The organism is Cellulomonas sp. P22 (genome assembly GCF_044392165.1).
In genome coordinates this window covers 107,099-129,766 of sequence record NZ_JBISBW010000011.1, presented here as the reverse complement: position 1 = coordinate 129,766, position 22,668 = coordinate 107,099, and the positions used below count along the sequence as shown (strand labels likewise).

At 74.2% G+C, this 22,668-nt stretch carries 16 protein-coding genes and 3 tRNA genes; 12 read left to right on the top strand and 7 right to left on the bottom strand.

What is annotated here, in order from left to right; genetic code table 11:
• The first annotated feature begins 120 nt into the window (after positions 1–120).
• Together ACGIF2_RS13230 and ACGIF2_RS13225 are read left to right on the top strand one after the other, a co-directional pair.
• On the top strand, positions 121–2,763 hold the full coding sequence (locus ACGIF2_RS13230) for a LuxR C-terminal-related transcriptional regulator (protein ID WP_396047325.1): 2,643 nt from the start codon (positions 121–123) through the stop codon (positions 2,761–2,763).
• 221 nt (positions 2,764–2,984) lie between these two features.
• Positions 2,985–10,664 carry a DUF5979 domain-containing protein gene (locus tag ACGIF2_RS13225; RefSeq protein WP_396047323.1) on the top strand — a complete coding sequence of 2,560 codons (7,680 nt, stop codon included), beginning with the start codon at positions 2,985–2,987 and terminating at the stop codon, positions 10,662–10,664.
• A 19-nt stretch (positions 10,665–10,683) separates the two neighbouring features.
• On the opposite strand, the gene ACGIF2_RS13220 is transcribed toward ACGIF2_RS13225, so the two are convergent.
• Genes ACGIF2_RS13220 through ACGIF2_RS13210 form a run of 3 tightly spaced genes read right to left on the bottom strand, consistent with a single transcriptional unit; the run spans position 10,684 to position 13,204 of the window.
• Positions 10,684–11,487: an amino acid ABC transporter ATP-binding protein gene (locus ACGIF2_RS13220; RefSeq protein WP_396047321.1), complete on the bottom strand. Its 804-nt coding sequence runs from the start codon at positions 11,485–11,487 to the stop codon at positions 10,684–10,686.
• Entirely contained in the window at positions 11,484–12,371 is an 888-nt protein-coding gene (locus ACGIF2_RS13215) for an amino acid ABC transporter permease (RefSeq protein ID WP_396047319.1), read from the bottom strand. Before ACGIF2_RS13215 ends, ACGIF2_RS13220 begins: the two co-directional genes overlap by 4 nt.
• Complete coding sequence (locus tag ACGIF2_RS13210) at positions 12,371–13,204, bottom strand: ABC transporter substrate-binding protein (protein ID WP_396047317.1); 834 nt, start codon at positions 13,202–13,204, stop codon at positions 12,371–12,373. The genes ACGIF2_RS13215 and ACGIF2_RS13210 overlap by 1 nt, the downstream gene beginning before the upstream one ends.
• A gap of 99 nt (positions 13,205–13,303) precedes the next feature.
• On the opposite strand from ACGIF2_RS13210, the gene htpX reads away from it, so the two are divergent.
• Together htpX and ACGIF2_RS13200 are read left to right on the top strand one after the other, a co-directional pair.
• A complete protein-coding gene (gene htpX, locus ACGIF2_RS13205) occupies positions 13,304–14,170 on the top strand; it encodes a zinc metalloprotease HtpX (protein WP_396047315.1) in 867 nt (288 codons plus the stop codon).
• A gap of 99 nt (positions 14,171–14,269) precedes the next feature.
• Positions 14,270–15,547 carry an FAD-dependent oxidoreductase gene (locus tag ACGIF2_RS13200; RefSeq protein WP_396047313.1) on the top strand — a complete coding sequence of 426 codons (1,278 nt, stop codon included), beginning with the start codon at positions 14,270–14,272 and terminating at the stop codon, positions 15,545–15,547.
• Between the two features lie 69 nt (positions 15,548–15,616).
• Here ACGIF2_RS13200 and ACGIF2_RS13195 read toward each other — a convergent pair whose 3' ends face one another.
• Positions 15,617–16,114 carry a YajQ family cyclic di-GMP-binding protein gene (locus ACGIF2_RS13195; RefSeq protein WP_396047311.1) on the bottom strand — a complete coding sequence of 166 codons (498 nt, stop codon included), beginning with the start codon at positions 16,112–16,114 and terminating at the stop codon, positions 15,617–15,619.
• A gap of 126 nt (positions 16,115–16,240) precedes the next feature.
• On the opposite strand from ACGIF2_RS13195, the gene ACGIF2_RS13190 reads away from it, so the two are divergent.
• Positions 16,241–16,322, top strand: a tRNA-Tyr gene (locus ACGIF2_RS13190).
• A gap of 88 nt (positions 16,323–16,410) precedes the next feature.
• Here the strand turns inward: ACGIF2_RS13190 and ACGIF2_RS13185 are convergent.
• Both ACGIF2_RS13185 and ACGIF2_RS13180 read right to left on the bottom strand, forming a co-directional pair.
• Positions 16,411–16,848, bottom strand: coding sequence for a hypothetical protein (locus ACGIF2_RS13185; RefSeq protein ID WP_396047309.1), 438 nt, complete (start codon positions 16,846–16,848; stop codon positions 16,411–16,413).
• A gap of 88 nt (positions 16,849–16,936) precedes the next feature.
• The gene (locus ACGIF2_RS13180) at positions 16,937–17,134 is read right to left on the bottom strand and encodes a hypothetical protein (RefSeq protein ID WP_396047307.1); all 198 of its coding nucleotides are present in this window, start codon (positions 17,132–17,134) and stop codon (positions 16,937–16,939) included.
• 224 nt (positions 17,135–17,358) lie between these two features.
• Between ACGIF2_RS13180 and ACGIF2_RS13175 the strand changes: the two genes are divergently transcribed.
• The 5 genes from ACGIF2_RS13175 to ACGIF2_RS13155 all read left to right on the top strand — a co-directional run bounded on the left by ACGIF2_RS13175 (position 17,359) and on the right by ACGIF2_RS13155 (position 18,711).
• A tRNA-Thr gene (locus ACGIF2_RS13175) sits at positions 17,359–17,431 on the top strand.
• Between the two features lie 65 nt (positions 17,432–17,496).
• A tRNA-Met gene (locus tag ACGIF2_RS13170) sits at positions 17,497–17,573 on the top strand.
• Between the two features lie 81 nt (positions 17,574–17,654).
• The gene (rpmG, locus tag ACGIF2_RS13165) at positions 17,655–17,825 is read left to right on the top strand and encodes a 50S ribosomal protein L33 (RefSeq protein WP_028045094.1); all 171 of its coding nucleotides are present in this window, start codon (positions 17,655–17,657) and stop codon (positions 17,823–17,825) included.
• A 14-nt stretch (positions 17,826–17,839) separates the two neighbouring features.
• On the top strand, positions 17,840–18,289 hold the full coding sequence (locus tag ACGIF2_RS13160) for a MaoC family dehydratase N-terminal domain-containing protein (RefSeq protein ID WP_396047305.1): 450 nt from the start codon (positions 17,840–17,842) through the stop codon (positions 18,287–18,289).
• Positions 18,286–18,711: a MaoC family dehydratase gene (locus ACGIF2_RS13155; RefSeq protein WP_396047303.1), complete on the top strand. Its 426-nt coding sequence runs from the start codon at positions 18,286–18,288 to the stop codon at positions 18,709–18,711. Before ACGIF2_RS13160 ends, ACGIF2_RS13155 begins: the two co-directional genes overlap by 4 nt.
• Positions 18,712–18,757: 46 nt before the next feature.
• On the opposite strand, the gene ACGIF2_RS13150 is transcribed toward ACGIF2_RS13155, so the two are convergent.
• Entirely contained in the window at positions 18,758–19,822 is a 1,065-nt protein-coding gene (locus ACGIF2_RS13150) for a LacI family DNA-binding transcriptional regulator (RefSeq protein ID WP_396047514.1), read from the bottom strand.
• A gap of 172 nt (positions 19,823–19,994) precedes the next feature.
• Here ACGIF2_RS13150 and ACGIF2_RS13145 point away from each other — a divergent pair, with 172 nt between their 5' ends.
• Together ACGIF2_RS13145 and ACGIF2_RS13140 are read left to right on the top strand one after the other, a co-directional pair.
• Complete coding sequence (locus ACGIF2_RS13145; protein WP_396047301.1) at positions 19,995–21,323, top strand: MFS transporter; 1,329 nt, start codon at positions 19,995–19,997, stop codon at positions 21,321–21,323.
• A gap of 59 nt (positions 21,324–21,382) precedes the next feature.
• Entirely contained in the window at positions 21,383–22,660 is a 1,278-nt protein-coding gene (locus ACGIF2_RS13140; RefSeq protein WP_396047299.1) for an MFS transporter, read from the top strand.
• Positions 22,661–22,668: the final 8 nt, after the last annotated feature.

The following is a 22,668-nucleotide window of genomic DNA, read 5'->3' as shown; positions in this document are numbered from 1 at the left end:
CGGGGTGAACGTCGGGGTGATCCTCTAGCGTGGGTCCCCCAGCCGGCCCGCCGCAGTGCTGGGTTCGCGCTGGAGCGACGGTGCGTGAGGACTCGCGGCACGCACAGACGGGATGTCCCGATGGTCCCTGCGCAACCAGGCGTCACCGTCCGTGGCGCCGCCCTGCACGTCCCTGCGCAGCCAGGTGCCCCGACGCGGGACGAGACGCTGGTCGTCCGTCCACGCCTGATCGCGGCGGCCGACGCCGGTGCCCCGCTCACCGTGCTGCGCGGCCCGGCAGGCAGCGGGGCCGGGGTGCTCCTCGAGCAGTGGCTCGCGGCGGGTGGCGTGCGCGAGACCCGGCTCGTCCGGGTCGACGGCAGCGGCGCGGGCGACGTGACGTCGCTCCTCGCCGCGCTGCGGGTCGCGGTGGACCCGCTGGTCGTGGGCGGGGCCACCCGCTCGACGGGTGCGGGGCTTCCCGCAGCGCGTGCCCTGCTGCGCGGCCTGGGGCCGACGACCCTCGTCGTCGAGCGGCTCGCGCCTGCGCCCCCGCAGCGCGACCTGCTGCTGCTCGACCTCCTGCGGGCGGTGCCCGGACTGCGTGTGGTGCTCACGACGCGGTACGACACCGTGTTCGACACGGGGGGTCCCGCACAGGTCGGCGTCCGGGTGATCGGCCCGCGGGACCTCGCGCTCACGCACGTCGAGGCGCGCGAGCTGGCCGTGATGCTCGGCTCGCCGCTCTCGCCCGACCAGGTCGACGTGGTCGTGGACGAGCTCGGCGGATGGGTCGCCCCGGTGCGGGCTGTGCTGGCGTCGGACGCCGCGGCGGCCGAGGGCGTGCACCGTCAGGACCGGTACGACTGGGACGCCGCGACACCCCCGGTGCTCGCAGCGCTCGCCGACCTCGAGCCGGCCGTCGCGACCGCCGCGCTGCACCTGGCGCTCGTCGACGAGATCGACGCGACCGCCATCGCGGCCCTGGGCGTCGACGTCGACGCCGTGCCCCGGCTGGTCCGTGCCGGTCTCCTCGGGGTCGCGCCCGAGGGCGTCGTGTACCCGCCGTCGGTGCGGCGGGCGCTGGCGCGCCGCCTGCTGGCCGACGACCCGGACATCGGCCGCGACCTGCACCGACGCCTCGTCGACACCTCGACGGACGCGGGCGAGCTGCACCGCGCGCTCGCCCACGCGATCGTCGCGGAGGACTGGGAGCGTGCGATCGAGGTGCTCGACGCCCAACCCGTCGCGCTGCTCTGCCACCACTTCCCGGTCGTGCACCTCTTCCTCACGCGGGTCCCGACGGAGGTGCTCGAAGGGCGGGCGACGCTCGCGCTGGCCCGCAGCTTCCTCGTGCGTGTCCTCGTCACGGACGGCACCGCCGCGGCGGGCACCGTCCTCGGCGCCGCGCCCACGGCCCCCCTGCGCCCACCCACGGTGCGGGACCGGCTCGCACCCGCGCTCACGCAGGTCATCACGCTGCGCACGCTGGGGCACCTCGACGAGGCGGAGGTCATCGCGGCGAAGGCGCAGCAGCTCCTCCCCGACCCCGGGTACGCGGACGCTCACGACGACGTGATCGCCCTGGTCCGGCTGCAGTGGGGCATCCTGCGGCTGCTCCGCGGCGACCTGGTGGCGGCCGCCGAGGACTTCCGTCTGGCCGCGCAGGCGGCGAACCGCACCGGCATCGACTTCCTGACCCGCAACGCGGCGGGTGACCTGGCCCTCGTGCACACGCTGCGCGGCAGCCTGGGCTCGGCACAGGAGTGGCTCGACGAGGTCGATGCGCTGCCCCCGCTCGGGGGCTATCTCGAACGGCTCTCGCGCACCGGGTGGACCGTCGCGCGCGCCCTCGTCGCGCTCGGACGTCTCGACGTCGACGCGGCCGCGGAGACGCTCGACGACCTGGACGCGCTCGACGACGTGCACATGCGCGAGGAGCTCTGGGCCTTCGCCGAGGTCGCCCACGTCCAGCTGGCAGTCATGCGGGGCGACACGCTCACAGCGCTGCACCGGCTCGAGGAGCAGATCGCGCTGCACCCCGCGACGTGCGGTCAGGGGACCTACCTGGGGGCTGTCGTGGGCTGCCTGCGCGTCGACCTGCTGCTCGCGCTCGGCCACGGCAACCGGGCCCGGGTCGCGCTCGGCACCGCGCCCGGGTCGAGCGTCGCGATGCGCTGCGCACCCGGGGCGGCCACCGGGGTGCGGCTGCGCCGGGCCCGGGTCGACCTGCTCACGGGCGACGCGAGCAATGCGCGGACGCACGCGGTCTCGGTCGCGCACGCGTCCGGCGTGCACACCCGTCACCTGCTCGACGCGCTGCTCATCGAGGCGGTCGCGGAGCACCGCATGGGCGACGACACCGCGGCGCTCGCCGCGGTGACGCGCGCGGTCGAGGTGGCCGACTCCGAGGGCCTCGTGCAGCCGTTCGCGCTCGTGCCGTCCGTAGACCTGCGGGAGATCGCGGGTGCGGTGACTCCCGGGGCGGGCCGGACGACCCTGCGCGCCGTGCGCCGCGTGCTGGACCTGCTCGACTCCCCGGCCCTGCGCGAGCACGGCGACGCGCTGCCCTCGCGGGTCGACGTGGTCGACCTGTCGGAGCGTGAGCGTGCTGTGCTCGTCGAGCTCGCGACCACCTCGTCGCTCGAGCTGATCGCCGCGCGGCTGTTCGTCTCGACCAACACGGTCAAGTCCCAGGTGCGGTCGCTGTACCGCAAGCTCGGGGTGCACAACCGCGACGACGCGCTCGTGGCGGCGTACCGGATCGGCCTCCTCGCCGACTGACCTGCCATCCGGACATCCGGACATCCGGACATCCGGGCAGCAACCGGGCGCCCGGTGGTCGGTGCGCCAGAGGATCACCCGAAAGATCACCTCTCGACCGGGCAAAAGCCATCTGGACGCATGACTGACTGGGGGTGCGGCCTCATCGGCCTGCTCCCGAGGTCTCTCCACGCCCTCCCGAACGATGGATGTCCCCCATGCACCCACGCCACGGCCGGTCCGTGCCCAGCGCCCGAATCGTCACCTCCGCGGGCCGTCGCTTCCGGGACGCCGTCGCCTCGACGCTCGCGGTGATCCTCGCGGCGACGATGCTGCTCGCCGCGGCGTCCCCGGCGACGGCGGACACGGCGGTGCCGGTCCCGACGCTGAGCAAGACGGCCCAGGCGTCCACCGGTCCGCAGGGTGAGCTGGCGCGCGTGGGAGCCGGCGAGTCGGTGACCTTCCGGCTCGTGTTCGGCTGCTCGGTCACGGTGTGCGCGCAGGCGCGCGTCACCGACGAGGTGCCCGCGGAGCTCGAGGTCATCTCGGTGACGTCCACGGAGGGCGTCGTCCAGCCCTGGACGACGAACGCCGGGACCGGCGGGGTCACCCCGCTGACCGTGACGCTCGGCGACTTCGCCTCGGGTGGTGGCGGCACCGTGACCGTGCTCGCGCGGTTCCGGGACCAGGCTCCCGGGACGCACGGGCCGGTGGTGAACACCGCGGCGATGTCGACCGTGCACCCGGTGGACCTCACCCCGATCACGGCCACCGACACGGCCGCCGTGACGGGCGTGTTCCCCGCGGCGCCGTCGGCGACCGCCACGAAGGTGTGGGGCGCCTCGACGAGCGGGCAGTCGGGCGCTGACGAGCTCGCCGCTCCCGGGGCCGCGAAGGCGCTGACCCTGTCGGCCGTCAACACGTCCAACATCGCGCTGGACACGATCACGATCTCCGAGCCGGTGAACCCCGCTGCGTCGACCGCCCCGCCCGGCTCGGCCTTCGACCTGCTGGACCTCGCGGCGACCGCGCCGCAGGTCACCTGGCCCGACGGCGCCACCAGCGTGACGGTGACGTCCTTCCAGGGCCCGACCCCCAGCGCCCCGGCGACGTTCACCCGGGGTCAGGCGGTCGCGTGGCCCGCCGGCATCGCGCCCGCCGACGTCACCGGCTTCCGGTTCGAGTTCGCCGGCACCTTCCGGGTGACCGGGTCGACGGCGGACCGCACCGCCTCGGTCGGGGTCGAGCTCGCGCAGCGCGCGACGTCCCGTGCCGGTGCGCCGATCCCGCCCGCCACGCACACCGCGGTGACGGTGAGCAATCAGATCGGCGTCGACCTCGCGGGTGACGACCCGGTCAGCCCGGGCACCGTCGCGAGGGTCTCGGCGCTGAGCCCGGTGGCCTCGTTCCAGATCGTGCGACCGGTGTGGATCGCCACGGCGGCCAAGTCGGTGACGCCGGCGACGATCGCCCTCGGTGGCGAGACCGCTGTCTTCACCGTGACCGGTCGCAACGCCTCGAACCAGTCGGTCACGTCGCTGACGTTCAGCGACCCCGCAGCCGGCAGCACGACGGGCCTGCTCGGCGGCGACGTCCTCGAGTTCGCCGGCTTCACCGCCCTCAGCTGGCCGGCCTGGGCCACGGGCGCGACGCTGCACGTGGCGTACGCGTCCGCGCCGGCGGCTGTCTTCTCGGTGGCCGACGCCGCGGGGCTGATCGCGCTCACCGGCCTCGCCGGGCTCACGGGCTTCGAGCTCGTGCTCGAGGGCGACGTGCCGCAGGGCGCCTCGGTGGCCCTGTCGTACCGGGTCAGGCCGGCGGCGACCGCTGCCGCCGCCCCCGGCGGTGTCGTCAACTGCGTCGCGGCGACCGCCGCCACCACCGACGGCGCCGACGTGGTGGGCACGGACACCTCCGACCCCGCGTGCGCCACGCTGCGCGTCGTGGCCCCGGTGCTGGGCGTGACCGCCGGCAAGCGGCTCTCGCAGACGAGCGTCTCGACGGCTCCGGGCTCGACCGTGATCGCCGGCCTCACCGCGACGGTGAGCGGCGGCAACGTGCAGCCCACGACCCTCGCGGTGCAGGACCCGGCAGTCTTCGGGGGCGCGGAGAAGGCGTGGTGGGACGTCATGCAGCCCACGGGCCTCAAGCTCACGATGGTGCCCGCGGAGACCACGCTGACCGTGTACGCGACCACCGACGGCACGACCTGGTCCCCGGTGCTCACCAGGCACGGCGGCACGACGGGCCTGCTCGTCGACGAGGCGTTCAGCGGCGACCCGTCGACGTGGCAGGGTGTGCGAGCCGAGATGACCCGCGACACCGGGCTGCACTTCGCGGCGAACGGCAGCATCCAGGTCAACCTGGGCTTCGAGGTCCGCAGCGGCGCCGCCTTCGCGCACGGCGCCGTGCTCACCAACTGCGTCACGGCCACCGCCGATCGTCCCGGTGCCGCTCAGGCGACCTCCCGGCTCGCGACCTGCCCCACCGTCAAGGGCGTCGCCCTGGGCGCCGGGCAGCCCGCGCCGCTGACCAAGACCATGACCGGCGACGCGCTCGAGGGCGCCGCGACCCAGGTCACCGCGCTGCTCCAGTGGAACACCGGTCTGCTGGGCGGGTCGCTGGACGAGGTCACGGTGAGCGACCACAACCCCACGCCGGGTGAGGAGGAGCGGCCGCTGGAAGGCGCAGGCAGCTTCTGGGAGTCCTTCGACGTGGTCGGTGTGGGCCCCATCACCTCGGGCGCCGCCAGCGTCGGGACCACGGCCTACGACCCGTACCTGGTGTTCGACGAGGTCGTCGACGTGCAGTACTTCGACACCGTCACCGACACCTGGAAGACCGCCTCGAACGTCGCGAGCGTCTGCAAGGGCGGCGCCTGCGTCGGGGCGTTCCCGGGTCTGAACCTGACCGTCGCCGAGCGTGCCGTCGCCGGCGGCATCCGGCTCGTCTACGCCGAGCGCGCCGATCGCGCCGCGCAGCTCGCCGCGCTGGTGGCCGGGGGCGACCCGCGGGTCCTCGTCGCCCCGGCGGTGGGCTCGGGCGTCGCCACCGTGGCGCCGGGCACCGGCAGCCCCCGTCAGGTCAAGGTCACCGCAGTGCTGCGCGACACGCTGCGCTCGACCGTCACCCCGACCTACCGCGGTGACCCCGTCAACGACGCGCTGGACTACAACGGCTCCAAGCACGGCAACGTCGTCAACGACGGGTGGATCTCCGGGCCCACCACGAGCGGTCCGGCGCTCGGCGGCTCGGCGTCCTCGCTCCCGTCCGAGCGCGACGTGACGATCCTGCCGGCCACGCTGACGCCGGGCGCGACCAAGGCGTGGAGCCGCGGCGAGGTCGGCATCCCGAGCACGGAGGCCGGCCCGTACCCGACCTCGCGCCTGACCCTGACCGGGACGAACTCCTCGGGCATGCGGGTCGACTCGATGACGGTCACCGAGCCGGCCGCCACACCGGACGCCGCCACGGCGCCGTTCTCGAGCTTCACGATCACGAAGATCACGTCGATCTCGACGCCGACCAGCACCCCGGCCGGCACCACGGTCGAGGTGCGGCTCACGCGCGCGGGCGCCGCGCACGCCACGACCTACAGCCTCGCCCAGGCGCTGGCGTTGACGCCGACCGACCTCGCGGACGTGGTGCAGGTCCAGGTCGCGTACGCGGGCCGGATCGACAGCGGTCAGGTCGCGACCGTGATTCTCGACACCGAGCTGCGCGCGAGGAACCGGGTGACCGGCGATCCGATCGTCTCGGCGCTCACGGTCGACAACACGGTCTCGGCGTCGTTGACGGACGCGCGGGTGTGCACCGCGACCGGCGTCCCGGCGGTCGAGGACGCCGTGAGCTGCACGCCCCAGGTGGTCACCGCGCTCGCCAGCGCGCCGATCGCCGTCGCGTCGAAGTCGCTCACGGTGTCCACCACCAAGGTGATCAGCCCGTCGACGCTCGACCGTGACACCCGCGGGCCGGTCAGCGCGACGCTCGAGGTGTGGAACATCGGCAACACGGCCTCGGACGGCCTGGCGCTGGTGGACACGGCGGTGACCGACGGCGCCGCACCGCAAGGCATCACGGTGCAGGGCTCCGCCACGTTCTACGACGCGGTGGACCTGTCCGGGGTCACGGTGGCCCGGGTCCCGTCGGTGTCGGGCGGGGCGGTGACCGTGCGCCTCGACGTGCACCACGGAGCCTCCTTCGCCGCCGCCGGCACGCCCTCCGCCGTCGACGGGGGGACGCTCACGGCGACGGGCGGCGCGTGGACCAACGGGGTCGCGCGGCCGGCGGTGCTGAACGGCGCCCTGCCGTTGCCTGCCGGCGTGTCGAGCTGGGCCGACGTCGACGGCGTGCGGGTCACGTTCCTCGCGGCGTCGGGCCAGAAGCTGACGACGCCCTCGTCGTCCAGCGCGAGGGTGACGATGCGCGGGAACGTGCGCGCGACGCTGCGCTCCTCGGGTGTCGCGCCCAGCGCGACGAGCACAGCGAACGTCCCCGCGGACGCCGCGCCGAACCCGGGCGAGTCCGTCGTGGGGCGCGTGTCCAACGGGTTCACCGGGTACGCGCAGGCCGATGACACGGCCAGCCCGAACGCCGTGTTCACGAGCGCCCCGCACTCGTCAGCCGCCGCGTTCGGCGTGCTGGCGGGCGCCATGCGGGTCGCGGTGAGCAAGGGCGTCGAGGGCTCCTCGACCACGTTCAACCCGGGCCAGTCCGCGACCTTCACGCTGCAGTTCACGAACACCGGCACCGCCGACGTGATCGACCCGGTGGTGACCGACGTGCTGCCCCTGCGCAACGGCCGGGAGCAGCTCGTCCTCGACACCGCCGCCACGCACGCCGCGCCCGCGACGGGCAGCCGGCCGTGGAGCCTGACGGGCACGTCGTTGCCCGCCACGGGCGGCGCCATGGCCTACGACGCGGCGACCCACCGGATCACCTTCACGTGGCCGGCGGGCTCGGTGATCCGCCCGGGGGAGGTCGGCACCATCCGGCTGCCGCTGCAGATCGCGGCCGGCGCCGAGGCGGGTGTCTCGATCCGCAACACCTTCGGGCTGTCCACCGCGTCCTCGACGCGCCGGCTCACCGCCGCCACCTGCACGGGCACGTTCGGCAGCGCAGCGCTGCCCGCCGCCTCCTGCTCGGCGACACGGGACGTGGGCGTCAACACCTACGACACGTTCACCGCGACGAAGGGCGTGCGCACCGACGGCACGTTCGTGACCTCCACGGGCCCGACGACGACCTGCACGCCGGCCGCGGACGGCATGAGCCGCTCGTCGGCCTGCGTCGCGGTCACCACCCCGGGCGGGTCGATCGCCTGGCAGGCCCGCGTGACCAACACCGGCAACGTCGACGGCACCAAGCTGTCGATGATCGACACGTTGCCGCACCCCGGCGACTCGTACCTGACCCCGGGCGGCCAGCTCCGTGGCAGCACCTGGGCGCCCGTGTGGGACGGCGTCATGCCGACGCTGACGTACACGCTCGCCGACGGCGCACAGCTCGGTGCGGCTGACGGTGTGGCCCTCACGACGTACTACTCGACGCGGAACGACGGCGGCGTGGTCCCCGCGGACTACGACGTGATCGACCCCCGGGTGTGGTCGCTGCTGGATCCCGGCGTCGACCCCGCCACGGTGCGGTCGCTGCGGTTCGTCGTCACGCTGCCGTCGGTGAACGGGCAGCGGCTGATGGTGCCGTTGGCCTCCGCCACGGTGAGCTGGTCGATGACGGCGCCGACGCAGATCGACGCCACGGCCGGGGCGACCGCGTGGAACTCGTTCCGCTACCAGGTCACCCCGGTGGGCGGCATGGCCCGCCAGCTCGAGCCCGACAAGGTGGGGGTGCTGTTCCCGCACCGCCCGCTGACGGTGGTCAAGACCGTCGACCAGTCGGCCCTGGACCCGGCCTACCAGGTGGACCGCTCCTACGAGGTGCTCGTGGCGTGCACCGTGCCGACCCCGGCGGGCACGGCGGCCCTCATGCTGCCCGCAGGCGGCGTGCTGACGCTCGACGCGGCGGGCTCCTACCGGGCCCAGGTCGCCTCCGTCCCGGACGGCGCCTCGTGCACGGTGACCGAGACCGGGGCGGCCGGAGCCACCGGCGTGGAGTACGGCACCGCCGACCCCGGGCGCCCGCTGGCCGCGCAGCCGGTGACGGTGCTCGTCGGCGGCACCGGCCCGGACGCGGACACGCTGCGGGTGCACAACACGTTCGAGGCGACGAGCCTGTCGGTCTCCAAGGTCGTCGACGCCCGATCGAAAGCCCCCGCGTCGCAGACCTATGACGTGACGCTGGTCTGCACGTCCGCGGGCACGCCGCTCGCACTGCCCGCCGCGGACGCCGCGTTCACGCTCACCGCGGGCGGCTCGCGCACGGTCACCGACCTGCCGGTGGGCGCCGAGTGCATCGTCACGGAGACGAGGTCGCACGGCGCGCTCATCGGGTACCGGGTCGGCACGTCGGCCACCGTGTCGACCACCGGCACCGTGACGCTGGCGGGCGCGTCGAACCAGGTGGCGATCGAGAACGCGTTCTCGGCGCTCGAGCTCACCAAGGAGGTGGGCGCCGCCTCGGTGCTGCGCGGCCAGCAGCTCGACTACACGCTCGGGGTGGCCAACACCGGTCCTGCCGCGACCGCCGACGTGCGGCTCGTGGACACGCTGCCGACCGAGGTGAGGGTGGTCCAGGTGGACGCACCGGCGCCGTGGACGTGCGCGGCCACCGGCGCCGACGCCGACGGCTACGGCGGGTCGCTGGCCTGCGCGTACCCGGCAGGCTCGCGGCTCGCCCCGGGTGCGTCCGCCCCCGTGGTGCGGGTCACCGTCGAGGTGCGCCCGGACGTGGCGGTCGACGGGTTCGTGAACTCGGCGGTCGTGCGCTGGACGGACACGGGCTCGCCGAACCCGACGCCCACGGAGCGTGAGGACCCGGACGAGGCCCGGGTGACTGTGCTGCGCCTGACGGCCCAGGCCGCACCGGCCTGCGTCGCCGACGCGCGCTGGCTCACGTACGACGTCGAGCTGCACACCATCGACGCGAGCAGCACCCCGGTGACGTTCACCTGGTTCGCCGACGCGGACCGCGACGGCGTGCCGGACGGTGCCGCGCTGCACGTCGACACGGTGCCCGCGGGCGGCGACCTCAGCGGGCGGCTGCTGTGGCCCGGCACCACGCTCGACGCCGACGGCGTGGCCACCGGCTGGCCGGGCATGCGGGTCGTGCGGGCGGGGGAGACCCCGACGTGGCTCAACCTGGTGACCGACCCCGCCCTGCCGGAGGCGGCGCTCACCGGCGGCGTGCTGGTCCGCGTCGACGCGGTGGACTCGGCGCTGCTGTCCGCCGTGTACCCCGCGGCCGGCTCGGGGTGCATGCTGCCGCGCGCGGCACGCTTCGCCCTGGGCAAGACGGCGTCCTCGTCCCGGGTGGGGACCTCGGCGGACCTGGACTACACCCTCGCGGTGCGGAGCACGGGGCGCGGCGCCTCGGGTGACGTGACCGTGCGCGACCGGGTGCCGTCGGCGCTCACGGTCGTCGGGGTGAGCACGGCGGCGCCGGCCGACGCGACGACGCCGGCCTGGCAGGAGTGCACGGTGACCGAGCGCGACGCGCAGGGCAACGGTGGGCTCGTCACGTGCGTGCTGGCCGGGTGGCTCGGTGCCGAGCAGCACGCACCGGACGTCACGGTGGCGGTCCAGGTGGCGCCGGGGGCCTCGGGCTCCGTGGTCAACACCGCGTCGGTGGGGTGGACGGACGGCTCCGACCCCTCCTCGTCCGAGGTGCTGGCCAGCGACTCCGCCGAGGTGACGGTCAGCTCGCTCGCCACCACGGGCGTGTTCGCCGCCGGTCTCGCGCTCCTCGCCGCGCTCCTGGTGGGCGCCGGGGCGTTCGTCCTGGTCTGGCGTCGCCGCGCCGTCTGAGACGCGGGTCCGGGGAGCCTCAGGCGCCCCGGACCCGGCCCAGGAACTCGCGGGTGCGCGCCTCGCGCGGGTCGTCGAGCACCTGCGCGGGGGTGCCCCGCTCGTGCACGCGCCCCTCGTGCAGGAACACGACCTCGTCGGCGACGTGCCGGGCGAAGGCCATCTCGTGGGTCGCGACGAGCATCGTGGTGCCCTCGTCCTTGAGCTCGCCGAGCAGGTCGAGGACCTCGCCCACGAGCTCGGGGTCGAGCGCGCTCGTCACCTCGTCGAGCAGCATGAGCGCGGGCTGGCTCACCAGGGCGCGTGCGATCGCCACGCGCTGCTGCTGGCCGCCCGAGAGCTGGTCCGGGAACGCCCGCGCCTTGTCGGCGAGCCCGACGCGTTCGAGCATCGCGAGCGCCCGTTCGTCGGCGTCGGCCCGCGGGGTGCGGTGCACGAGCCGCAGGGCGAGGGTCACGTTGTCGAGCACGCGCAGGTGCGGGAACAGGTTGTAGGCCTGGAAGACGGTCCCGATGCGGGCGCGCACCGCGTCGGCGTCGACCCGCGGGTCGGTGACGTCGCGTCCCTCGACCTCGATCACGCCGTCGTCGACGTCCTCGAGCAGGTTGACGCAGCGCAGCAGCGTCGACTTCCCCGAGCCCGAGGCGCCCACGAGCACGACCACCTGGTGGGCGTGCACGTCGAGGTCGAGGTCGTCGAGCACCACGTGCTCCCCGAAGGCCTTGCGCACGCCGCGCACCCGCAGCAGCGCGCTGCCGCCCGGCGCGTCGCCGAGCGGTGCGCCCGCGGGCCCCGGCTCGGCCGATCGCGTCAGCCCGGTCATCGCAGCGCCCCCGCTCCCGCGAGGGCGCCCTGGGTGCCGAGCCAGCCGCTCCGCCGCGCGAGGGCGTCGGTGAACCGGGTCAACGGGATGGTCAGCAGCACGAACAGGACGCCCGCCACGACGTAGGGCGTGAAGTTCGCGTGCGTGGCGGTCTGGATCTGCGCGGCCCGCACCGCGTCGACCGCGCCGAGGATCGAGATGAGCCCGGAGTCCTTGGAGAGCGCGACGAGGTCGTTGAGCAGCGGCGGGACGACGCGACGCACGGCCTGGGGGAGCACCACGTGCCGCAGCGCCTGCCCGCGGGTGAGACCCAGCGCGCGCGCCGCGGCGACCTGCGAGGGGTGCACCGACTCGATCCCGGCCCGGAACACCTCGGCCACGTACGCCGAGTAGGTGAGCACGAGCGCGACGCCTCCGAGCACGACGGCCGACGCGGGCACGCCCTGGAGCCGCAGCCCGGGCACCCCGAACCCCACGAGCAGGAGCACGAGGAGCAGCGGGAGCCCCCGGAACACGTCGACGTACGCCGTCGCGAGCACGCGCAGCGGCAGGAACGCCGGGCCCCGCAGCGTCCGCGCGAGCGCGAGCCCGAGGGCCACCACGACGATGACCACGGCGCACACAGCCATGACCCGCACGTTGAGCCACAGGCCGTCGAGGACCTCGGGCAGCGACGCGAGCGCCACCTCGGGGTCGAAGAACGACGCGCGCACCCGGGGCCACCCCGGGGCGCTCGTGAGCGCGAGGGCCGCGACGGCCGCGCACGCGAGCGTCGAGGCGAGCGCGACCAGTGTCGAGCGGCGGCCCCGCGCCCGCCGGTAGGCCAGGCGCTCCTGCTGGACGGCCGACGGCACCCAGCCGACGGCCGGTGCCGTGCCCGCCACTACCGCAGGACCGGCGCGCCGGCCGCGTCGGTGAGCCAGGTGGTCTCGAGCTCGGCGAGCGTCCCGTCGGCGCGCAGCGCGTCGACGGCGGCGGTCACCGCGTCGGTGAGCGGCGAGTCGAGGTCGAGCACCAGGCCGAACTGGTCGGGGTCGTCACCCGCGGGCAGCTGGCCCACGAGCACGCCGTCCTCGAGCTCGGCCGCTGTGATGTAGAGCGCGGTCGGCAGGTCGACCACGATCGCGTCGACGAGGCCCGCGACGAGGGCCTGCTTGGCCTGGTCGTTGTCGTTGAAGACCGACACGTCGGTGGTCGGGGCGATCGCGTCGGTCGCGACCGTCAGGCTCGTGGTGCCCACCATCGCGCCGATGCGCAGCCCGGCGAGCTCGGCGGCCGTCGTGGCCTGCGCGGCCGGGTTGCCCGCGAGCGCGACGACGGCCTGGGCCGTGTCGTAGTAGCTCGACGACAGGTCGAGGTTCTTGCGCCGCTCGTCGCTGATCGACACCTGGTTGATCGCGAGGTCGAAGGTCTTGGCGCCCGGCGCGATGATCTGCTCGAACGACACCGGCACCCATGCCACGTGCGCGGCGTCGAAGCCGAGCTCGGCGGCCACCGCGTACGCGACGGCCGACTCGAAGCCCTTGCCGTTCGACGGGTCGTTGTCGACGACCCACGGCTCGTAGCCGGGGTCGGACGTGCCGATCGTGAGGGTGCCCGCGGTGAGCGTCGGGAGCGCGCCGTCGGTGGCCTCCGGGGTGCTCTCGTCGGCGGGGGCGCAGGCCGCGAGCGCCAGGGCGCTCAGGGCTGCCAGGGCAAGGACGCGGCTCGTACGCACAGGGTGCTCCTCGGGGGGTGGGGGCAGGCGCGCCCAGAGTAGGGGAACCGCGCGGCTTCGCCGGGCGTTGTCCGGGTGACGACTAGGAGGTTCATCCCGATGGGGCACCAACACTTCAACGGCCTGAAGACGGCCGCGCTCTTCGGCGTCCTGTGGGCGGTCCTGCTGGGCATCGGTGCGGCTGTCGGCAGCGGCCGCTACATCGTGCTGTTCGCGCTCTTCGGCGTCGTCATGACGGCGTACTCGTACTGGAACTCCGACAAGATCGCGATCCGGGCGATGCACGCGCGGCCCGTGAGCGAGCTCGAGCAGCCCGTGATGTACCGCATCGTGCGTGAGCTCTCGACCTCCGCACGCCAGCCCATGCCGCGGCTGTACGTCTCGCCGACGGCCGCCCCGAACGCCTTCGCGACGGGCCGCAACCCGCGCAACGCCGCGGTGTGCTGCACCGAGGGCATCCTGCAGATCCTCGACGAGCGGGAGCTGCGCGGGGTGCTGGGCCACGAGCTCATGCACGTCTACAACCGCGACATCCTCACGTCCTCGGTCGCGGCGGCGGTCGCCGGCGTCATCACGTCGGCCGCGCAGATGATGCTCATCTTCGGCGGGGGAGGGGACCGCGATCGCGGCGGGAACCCGTTCGCGGCGATCGCGACGGCGCTGCTCGCACCCGTCGCCGCGACCATGATCCAGCTCGCCATCAGCCGCACGCGCGAGTACGACGCCGACGAGGACGGGGCCCGGCTCACGGGCGACCCGCTCGCTCTCGCGTCCGCGCTGCGCAAGCTCGAGCAGGGCACCCAGGCGCGCCCGCTGCCGCAGGACCGCGAGCTCGTCGACGTCTCGCACCTGATGATCGCGAACCCGTTCCGCGGGGCCGGCGTCGGCAAGCTCTTCCAGACCCATCCGCCGATGTCGGACCGCATCGCCCGGCTCCAGCGGATGTCGGGCCTGCCGCCGCACTGAGCCGAGCTGTCCCCCTGGTGAACTGCCCCTGCCGCTGCCGCGCGCCCGCCACTAGCGTGGCGCGCGGCAGCGGGGTCGGACGACGAGGGGTGTTCGGGCATGGGTGACAGGGGACAGGATGCCGAGGTCGTCGTCGTCGGGGGCGGGGCGATGGGCTCCGCGACGGCGTGGGCGCTGGCCCGCCAGGGGGTCCGGGTCGTGCTGCTCGAGCGGTTCGAGCCGGGGCACGTGCGCGGGGCGTCGCACGGGGTGGGTCGCATCTTCCGGCTGGGCTACGCCGACCCGCTGCACGTGCGCCTCGCGCAGCACGCGCACGGGTGGTGGGACGTGCTGCAGGCCGAGTCCGGCGAGCAGCTGCTGACCCTCAACGGCTGCGTCGACCACGGTCCGGCGGCTGCGCTGCGTCAGCTCACGCAGACGCTCACCGAGTGCGATGTGCCGTTCGAGTACCTGACGGCCCGGGAGGCGCACGCGCGCTGGCCCGGCATGCGCTTCGACGACCGTGTCGTGTTCCAGCCCGTCGCGGGCCGGGCGCACGCCGACCGCACGGTCGCGACGCTCCAGTCCGAGGCCGTGCGCCACGGTGCGCAGGTGCGGCACGGCGTGCGCGTGCTCGGGATCGACGTGGTGCCCGACGGCGTGGTCGTGCGGGTGGCCGCCGAGGCGCCGTCGGCCCGCGGCGGCCACCCGGCCGCGACGCCGGGGGACGTCGAGGAGCTGCGGGCGGCGACGGTCGTGGTCGCGGCCGGAGCGTGGAGCGAGGGCCTGCTGGCCGGCGTGCCGGGGTTCGAGGCGCTCGCGTCGCTCGTGGTGACGCAGGAGCAGCCCGCGCACTTCCCCGTGCGGGACGCCGCGCTCGTCGCGGACGACTCCTGGCCGAGCTTCATCCACCACGTGGACCCCCAGGCCCACGCCGAGGCACGCGGCGAGCTGGGCGCCGACGACGACTACCCCGCGCTGGGCGTGTACGGGCACCACACGCCGGGGGTGGGGATCAAGGTCGGCCACCACGGCACAGGACCCGTCGTGGACCCCGACGCACGCGACTTCGCGGCCGAGCCGATGCGGCTCGCCGCGCTGCGCGAGTACGTCGACGCCTGGTTCCCCGGTGTCGACTCGTCCGTTCCCGAGCCCGTGAGCTGCACCTACACCACGACCCCCGACGGTCTATTCGTGCTCGACCGGGTGGGGCCCGTGGTCGTCGGCGGGGGATTCTCGGGTCACGGCTTCAAGTTCACCCCGGGCATCGGCCAGGTGCTGGCCGCGCTCGCGACGGGTGCGGGCCCGAACGTCCCGGGAGTCGATCTGGGGGCGTTCTCGCTCGCCCGCTTCGCCGTCGAGCCGGTACCGGCTGCGGCGGACGTCCCCGTGGCCTGACGCGGGCCCGCGGCCGCGCGACCTGGGCCCGCGGCCGCGCGACCTGGGGTCGCGCGGCCGTCGTCCGGCTCAGCGGTAGTTCGTGAACTGCAGCGCCGCGTCGAGGTCGGCGCCCTTGAGCAGCGCGATGACCTCCTGGAGGTCGTCGCGGCTCTTGGCCGAGACGCGCACCTCGTCGCCGGTGATCTGGGACTTGACGCCCTTGGGTCCCTCGTCGCGGATGAGCTTGCCGATCTTCTTGGCGGTCTCGCTGTCGAGGCCCTCCTTGAGGACTGCCTCGAGGCGGTACTCCTTGCCCGACGCCTTGGGCGTGCCCTCGCCCGTGTCGAGCGCCTTGAGCGAGATCCCGCGCTTGATGAGCTTCGTCTGGAGCACGTCGAGGACCGCGAGCACGCGCTCCTCCGAGTTGGCGATCATCACGATCTTGTCGCCGCTCCAGGCGACCGAGGCGCCGACGTTCTTGAAGTCGTAGCGCTGCGCGATCTCCTTGGATGCCTGGTTGAGCGCGTTGTCGACCTCCTGCCGGTCGACCTTGCTGACGACGTCGAACGAGGACTCGCTCGCCATGGTTCCCTCCCTGCCGGCACCTGCACGGTGCCGTGATCCGATGGTCGATCCGTGGGCCCGATGCATGAGCACCGCGGATTCGTTGCTATCCTTCCATCCGCACGCCGTTCGCGGCGCTGCGACCCTGGCGGGTTACCCGAGCGGCCAAAGGGGGCTGACTGTAAATCAGCTGGCAACGCCTACGGGGGTTCGAATCCCTCACCCGCCACAGCAGATGGGGCGTCCTCTCTCACGAGAGGGCGCCCCATCGGTGCGTCCGGGGCCTGACGGCCGCGTTGCGGAGCCTGCTCGGGCGCTCAGGCGGTGCAGGTGTACTCGCCCGAGGTCACGGACACCACGGTCCCCTCGAACAGCGTGTCGAACGCCCCGACGTCCTTCTCGGAGGCGAACGCGACGCCCACGCCCACCACGTCGGCGTAGCCCGTGAGGGCGGCGAGCTGCTGCTCGGAGGCCGTCACGCACGCGGGGTCCCACTCCTGCCCGCTGTAGCCCGCCTCGTCGAGCTGGTCGAGCGCAGGCTGGAGCGTGCTGGCCGCGGTGTCGCCCTGCTCGGCCACGGCGGTCCACACGACCCAGAACGGTGCGGCGGTGTCGGCGTCGACGGTGAGCGCGGTCGGCCACTCGGGGGTCGGCGGGGCGGCCGGGCCGCCGCCCGAGCAGCCCGCCGTGAGGGCCAGGGCGGCGATCAGGGGCACGAGGGCGGCAGCGCGCGCGGGCCGCGGTGGGGTACGCATGCGGGGGATGCTGGCACGGGCCGTGACGGCGCCGCGATGACCTGAAACCTTTAGGCGAGCGACGGGCGCGCGGGGCGTCCGCGGGTGCTCAGGCGCGGCGGTGGGCGGCGCGGAACGTCTCGGCGAGCTGCTGGGCCTGGGTCGAGATCAGGCGCGCGTACAGCCAGAACGCCGCGTCGACGCCGATCCCGGGCACGCCGGAGTCGCGTGCGGTGAGCCAGTCCTGCTTGGCAGCACGCACGTCGGCGTCGGTGATCTCCACCCTGAGGTCGTCGTCGATGGGCACGGCCGTACTGTGACGCAGGCGGACGCCGAGCGGGAACCCCCGAGCTCGAGATCGCCGCGGTCCGCCGCGTGCAGATCACCCACCTGGGCCACATCCGTCTCGCGATCTGGGATCCCCGGGGGTGCCCGACGGGGGCCCGAGGGCTGGCCGACGGGGCGCCTCAGGGCGGCTCCGACGAGCCGATTTCACTCCCACGCCAAGATCGTTGTAACCTTGCTCGCGCTGCCCCGATAGCTCAGTCGGCAGAGCGTCTCCATGGTAAGGAGAAGGTCAAGGGTTCGATTCCCTTTCGGGGCTCTGTTGGTGTGTCGGGGGTTGTGCTGCGGGGAGATCCGCGGTGCGACCCCCGTCCACCGATAGTTGGCGGGGTAGCTCAGGTGGTTAGAGCACACGGCTCATAATCGTGGTGTCGCGGGTTCGAGTCCCGCTCCCGCTACCAACAGGACACATCCGCACGTCGGCCGGCGACGTGCGCAACCCGGTACGCAGCGCCCCCGGCGGCGCGAGAGGTGGCAAGACCATGGCCAGCAAGAGCTCTGACGTTCGCCCCAAGATCACGCTCGCCTGCACCGAGTGCAAGGAGCGGAACTACATCACCAAGAAGAACCGTCGGAACGACCCCGACCGTCTCGAGATGAAGAAGTTCTGCCCGCGCGACAACCGTCACACGGTGCACCGCGAGACCCGCTGACCTCAGCGACTCCAGTGGCCGTCAACATCGACTTCGCCGGACGCGAGTACCCGCCGAACGCCTCGTACGAGGTCGGGCGGGAGAAGCTGCGCGAGTTCGCGGAGTCGGTGGGGGCCACGCACCCGGCACACAGCGACGCCTCGGCCGCACGTGAGCTCGGGTACCCCGACGTCATCGCTCCGGCGACGTTCGCGGTGCTCGTGGCTCAGCGCGCCGAGGCGCAGCTCGTGCAGGACCCTGCGGCCGGCATCGACTTCTCGCGGGTCGTGCACGCCGAGCAGCGGTTCACGCACCACCGGCCCATCCACGCGGGCGACCGCCTGGTCACGGTGCTGCACGTCGACGCGATCACCGAGCGCGCCGGGTTGTCGATGGTGACGACCCGGTCGGAGATATCGACCGAGGACCACGAGCCGGTCGCGACGGTCGTCTCGACCCTGGCGGTCCGCGGGGCCGACGCGTGAGCGCCCCCGTGCTCGACGACCTGCAGGTCGGCCAGGAGATCGGCCGCCGTGAGCTCGTCGTCGACCGCGCCCGCCTCGTCCGGTACGCCGGCGCGAGCGGGGACTTCAACCCCATCCACTGGAACGAGCGCGTCGCGACCGAGGTCGGGCTGCCGGGCGTCATCGCGCACGGCATGTGGACCATGGGTGCGGCGGTCGGCGTCGTGGCGGACTGGGTCGGCGACCCGGGAGCCGTGGTCGACTACCAGGTGCGGTTCACCCGCCCCGTCCCCGTCCCCGACCCGGGGGCCGCGACGGTGCAGGTGGTGGCAGTCGTCGGGCAGATCGACGCCGGGGCCCGGACGGCACGCGTCGACCTGACGGTCACGTGCGGGGGCACCCGGGTGCTGGGCAAGGCCCAGGTCGTCGTCCGGCTCGGCTGAGCCCACCCATCACCTGTCTGCGCCGTCGCGCGGGGCCTGGCGCGGCTCAGTGCTGAGGCGCGGGACCCGTGGTCGTGCCCAGCCGGAGAGCGACCGGCAGCGTGACCGGGTCCGGCATCCGACCGTCGATCAGCGCCTCGATCGCGTGCCCCACGGCCGCACCCTTGTCGGCGAGCTGCTGCGACACGCTCGTCAGCACGTCGGGGGCGAGCCAGGGCAGGTCGAGGCCGTCGAAGCCGGCGACCGAGACGTCCTCGGGCACGCGCAGGCCCAGCTCGCGGGCGGCGAGCACGACGCCCGACGCGAGGAGGTCCGACTGCGCGAGCACAGCGGTGGGCCGGTCGGGTCCGGTGAGCAGCGCGCGTCCGGCGTCCGTGCCGTGCTCGACGAGCGAGGCAGGGGCCTCCCACGTCGCGACGGGCACGATCCCCGCGTCGTGCAGGCCCGCGAGCCGGCGGCGGGTGATCTCCCACTCGAGCTGCGCCATGCGGGCGGCGTCGGCGAGGCCGGACCGGCCGGCGCGGTTGAACGGCAGCGTCACGGTGGCGATCCGCTCGTGCCCGAGCGCCCGAAGGTGGCGTCCGAGCTCGGCGATGCCGTTCCGGTCGTCGATGCCGATCGCGGCGACTCCCTCGACCGCCTGCCCCTCGACGACGACGGTCGGGATGCCACGGCGGCGCAGCGCGGCCAGGTTCGGGTCCTCGACGGTGCCGCCCCAGATGATCGCGGCGACGTCCATCGCGGCGGTCTCGACGAGCGGGTCGACGGCGCCCTCCTCGGGGGTGCTCGATCCGGGGATGAGCAGCACGCCGAGCCCGAGGGGCCCCACCGTGCGCACCAGGCCGTCGAGCATCTGCACCGACACGGGGTCGCGGAACGAGCGGCGCAGCGCGTCGCCGACGATCACCCCGACGATGCCCGAGCGTCCGCTGCGCAGCTGGCGGCCGAGCGGGTTGGGTCCGCTGTAGCCCAGGTCCTCGGCCGCGTGCATCACGCGTTCGCGGGTCGTGGCCGCGATGGGCCCGGCTCCGGAGAACGCGAGCGAGGCGGTCGAGACGGAGACACCCGCGGCGGCGGCGACGTCCGCGAGGGTCGGTCGGTCGTGCGACAGGGGGACTACCGCCCTCCGGCTCGGTGGTGCACCCGGCGAGCGTGCACGGACGCGTGTGAGCCGCCAGCGTACCGGTCGCGGCGCTTCTGTGATCAAATCGATTCGACACGGGTCGCGTGGACATGATCGAATCGATTCGTTCGACGCTCGCCCGACCGTTCTGGAGTTCCCCTTGAGTCAGCCGCGGCTCCATCCCGGGCAAGGCACCACGCGCCTGACCGCACTGCTCGGCAGGCAGGCGTCGAAGCGCTCGCTCGAACGCACCCGCTGGGTCCTGATGGGCCTGTTCACGCTCAACGGCCTGATGTTCTCGAGCTGGCTCGCGCGCATCCCCACGGTGCGCGACACGCTCGACCTGACGACGGGCCAGCTCGGCGTGGTGCTGCTCGCGGGGTCGATCGGCTCGCTCGCCACCGCCACCGTCTCGGGCATCCTCGTGACCCGCTACGGCGGAAAGATCGGCCTCTACCTGTCGACCGCCGGGTTCGCCCTCGCGTACGTGCTGCTCGGGCTCGGCCCCGCCCTCGGCTCGGTGCCGGTCCTGGCCGTGGGCATCTTCCTCATCGGGGTGTCGTTCTCGATCGGCAACGTGCCCCTGAACGTCGAGACCGCCGCGGTCGAGCGCCGCATGGGTCGCACCGTGCTGCCCCAGTTCCACGCCGCGTTCTCGATCGGCGCCGTGCTCGGCTCGCTCGTCGGCGCCGCGGCGTCGCACCTCGAGGTCTCGCTGCTCGTCCAGTTCGCCGTGACGGCGCTCGTCGGCACCCTCTGGCGCCTCGCCGCCGTGCCGCACGCGGTGCTCGACTCGGTCCCGGTGCGCGAGCGCGTCGCGGTGGTCGACATCGACGCCGGGACGCCCGCTCCGCCCGCACGGGCCCGTGGAGGGGTGCGCTCGGCGCTCGACGCGTGGCGCGAGCCCCGCACGCTCCTGATCGGCGTCGTCATCATGGCCGCCGCGCTCTCCGAAGGGTCGGCCAACGACTGGCTCGCCCTCGCGGTCGTGGACGGCTTCGAGCGCACCGAGGCCGTCGGCGCCGTCGTGTTCGGCGTCTTCGTCGGTGCGATGACGCTCGTGCGGCTGCTCGGCACCCGCCTGATCGACCGGCTCGGGCGCGTGCCCGTGCTCCGGGCCTCCGGGGTCGTCTCGCTCGTGGGCCTCCTACTCTTCGGCTTCGCCCCCACGCTCGAGCTCGCGACGCTGGGGGTGGTCGGGTGGGGCTTCGGTGCCGCCCTCGCTGTGCCCCTGGGCATCGCAGCCGCCTCGGACGACCCGATGCGTGCGGCCGGCCGGGTCGCGGTCGTCTCGACCTTCTCCTCGGTCGCCTCGCTCGGCGCACCGCCGCTGCTGGGCCTCGCCGCGGAGTCGATGGGAGCCCGGCACGCGCTCGTGCTCATCACCGTCGCGATGGTCGCGAGCGTCCTGCTCTCGCGCAGCGTCACCCCGCTCCTCACGTCCCACGGTCCCGCTACTGTGCGCGCAGGCGCCCCGTCGCCGACCTGACCTGAGGTGCACGACCGGCCGTGCGGCGACGACCCGATCCCACGACGACGAGGGGCGCGATGACCAGGCGACCGACCGAGACCGCCCAGCTCAGGGGCGCTTCGCTCGCTGTGTTCGTGGTGTTCGCGCTCAACGGCTTCAACTTCTCGAGCTGGGCCTCACGCCTGCCCGCGGTGCGCGACGCGCTCGGCTTCACCCCCCAGCAGATGGGCGTCCTGCTGCTCGTGGGATCGATCGGCTCGCTCGTGGCGCTGCCCGTCTCGGGCCTCGTCGTCACGCGGCTGGGTGCGCGGCGCACGGTGCTGGCCTTCGCGCTCGTGAACGGCGCGGGCCTGGCGCTGGCCGCGACGGGCGTCGCCGCCGGGGCCGTCCTCGTGGTGGGCGTCGGGGTCGTGGTCTTCGGCATCGGCACCGGGACGTGGGACGCGGCGATGAACCTCGAGGGGGCGGCCGTCGAGCAGCGGCTCGGGCGCACGGTCATGCCGAGGTACCACGCGGGCTTCTCGGTCGGCACCGCCGTCGGAGCGGGCCTCGCCGCGCTGGCCGCGTGGACGGGTGTCCCGGTCGTGGTGCACGTCCCGGTCGCGATCGGGCTGTCGAGCCTCGGCGTGGTGTGGGCGGTGCGGCGGTTCCTGCCCGAGCGCGACGAGCGGACGGTCGACGCCGCGCTGCACGCCGCGGGGACCGGCGTCGACCCGGCCACGGCGGTCGAGGTCTCGGCTGGTCGGGGCGGGGCGTTCCGCAGCTGGCTCGAGCCGCGCACGCTGCTGATCGGCCTCGTGGTGCTGTCGGCCGCGCTGACCGAGGGCTCGGCGAACGACTGGGTCGCGCTCGCCGTCGTGGACGGCTTCGGGGCGGGCGACGCCGCGGGCGCCCTGACCTTCGGCGTCTTCGTCACCGCCATGACAGGGATGCGCTTCTTCGGCACCCCGCTCCTGGACCGGTTCGGGCGGGTCGCGACGCTGCGGCTGTGCGCGGCGCTCTCGCTCGTCGGGCTCGGGCTGTTCGCTCTGGTCCCGGCCGACCTGCTGTGGCTCGCGCTCGTGGGCGTGGTGTTGTGGGGGATGGGTGCCGCGCTCGGCTTCCCGGTGGGGATGAGCGCGGCGAGCGACGACCCGGCGCGCGCCGCGGCGCGCGTGAGCGTGGTCGCCACGGTCGGGTACTCGGCGTTCCTGGCCGGCCCGCCCGTGCTGGGTCTGCTCGCGGGGTTCGTGGGCTACCGGCACGCGCTGCTCGCGATCGCCGTGCCGGTGGTCGTGGGCCTGTTCGTGCTCGACGCGGTGCGACCCCCGGCCCCCTCGGACCCGCGGGGAGCCGACGGTGCGCGGGGGAACTAGCCTGGACC

What these genes read in the sequence shown, in the direction of transcription:
- ACGIF2_RS13230 (WP_396047325.1), top strand. Translation starts at nt 121, where the DNA reads ATGGTCCCTGCGCAACCAGGCGTCACCGTCCGTGGCGCCGCCCTGCAC.
- ACGIF2_RS13220 (WP_396047321.1), bottom strand. Translation starts at nt 11,487, where the DNA reads ATGACCGGGCTGACGCGATCGGCCGAGCCGGGGCCCGCGGGCGCACCG.
- htpX (WP_396047315.1), top strand. Translation starts at nt 13,304, where the DNA reads ATGGGGCACCAACACTTCAACGGCCTGAAGACGGCCGCGCTCTTCGGC.
- ACGIF2_RS13200 (WP_396047313.1), top strand. Translation starts at nt 14,270, where the DNA reads ATGGGTGACAGGGGACAGGATGCCGAGGTCGTCGTCGTCGGGGGCGGG.
- ACGIF2_RS13195 (WP_396047311.1), bottom strand. Translation starts at nt 16,114, where the DNA reads ATGGCGAGCGAGTCCTCGTTCGACGTCGTCAGCAAGGTCGACCGGCAG.
- ACGIF2_RS13185 (WP_396047309.1), bottom strand. Translation starts at nt 16,848, where the DNA reads ATGCGTACCCCACCGCGGCCCGCGCGCGCTGCCGCCCTCGTGCCCCTG.
- rpmG (WP_028045094.1), top strand. Translation starts at nt 17,655, where the DNA reads ATGGCCAGCAAGAGCTCTGACGTTCGCCCCAAGATCACGCTCGCCTGC.
- ACGIF2_RS13140 (WP_396047299.1), top strand. Translation starts at nt 21,383, where the DNA reads ATGACCAGGCGACCGACCGAGACCGCCCAGCTCAGGGGCGCTTCGCTC.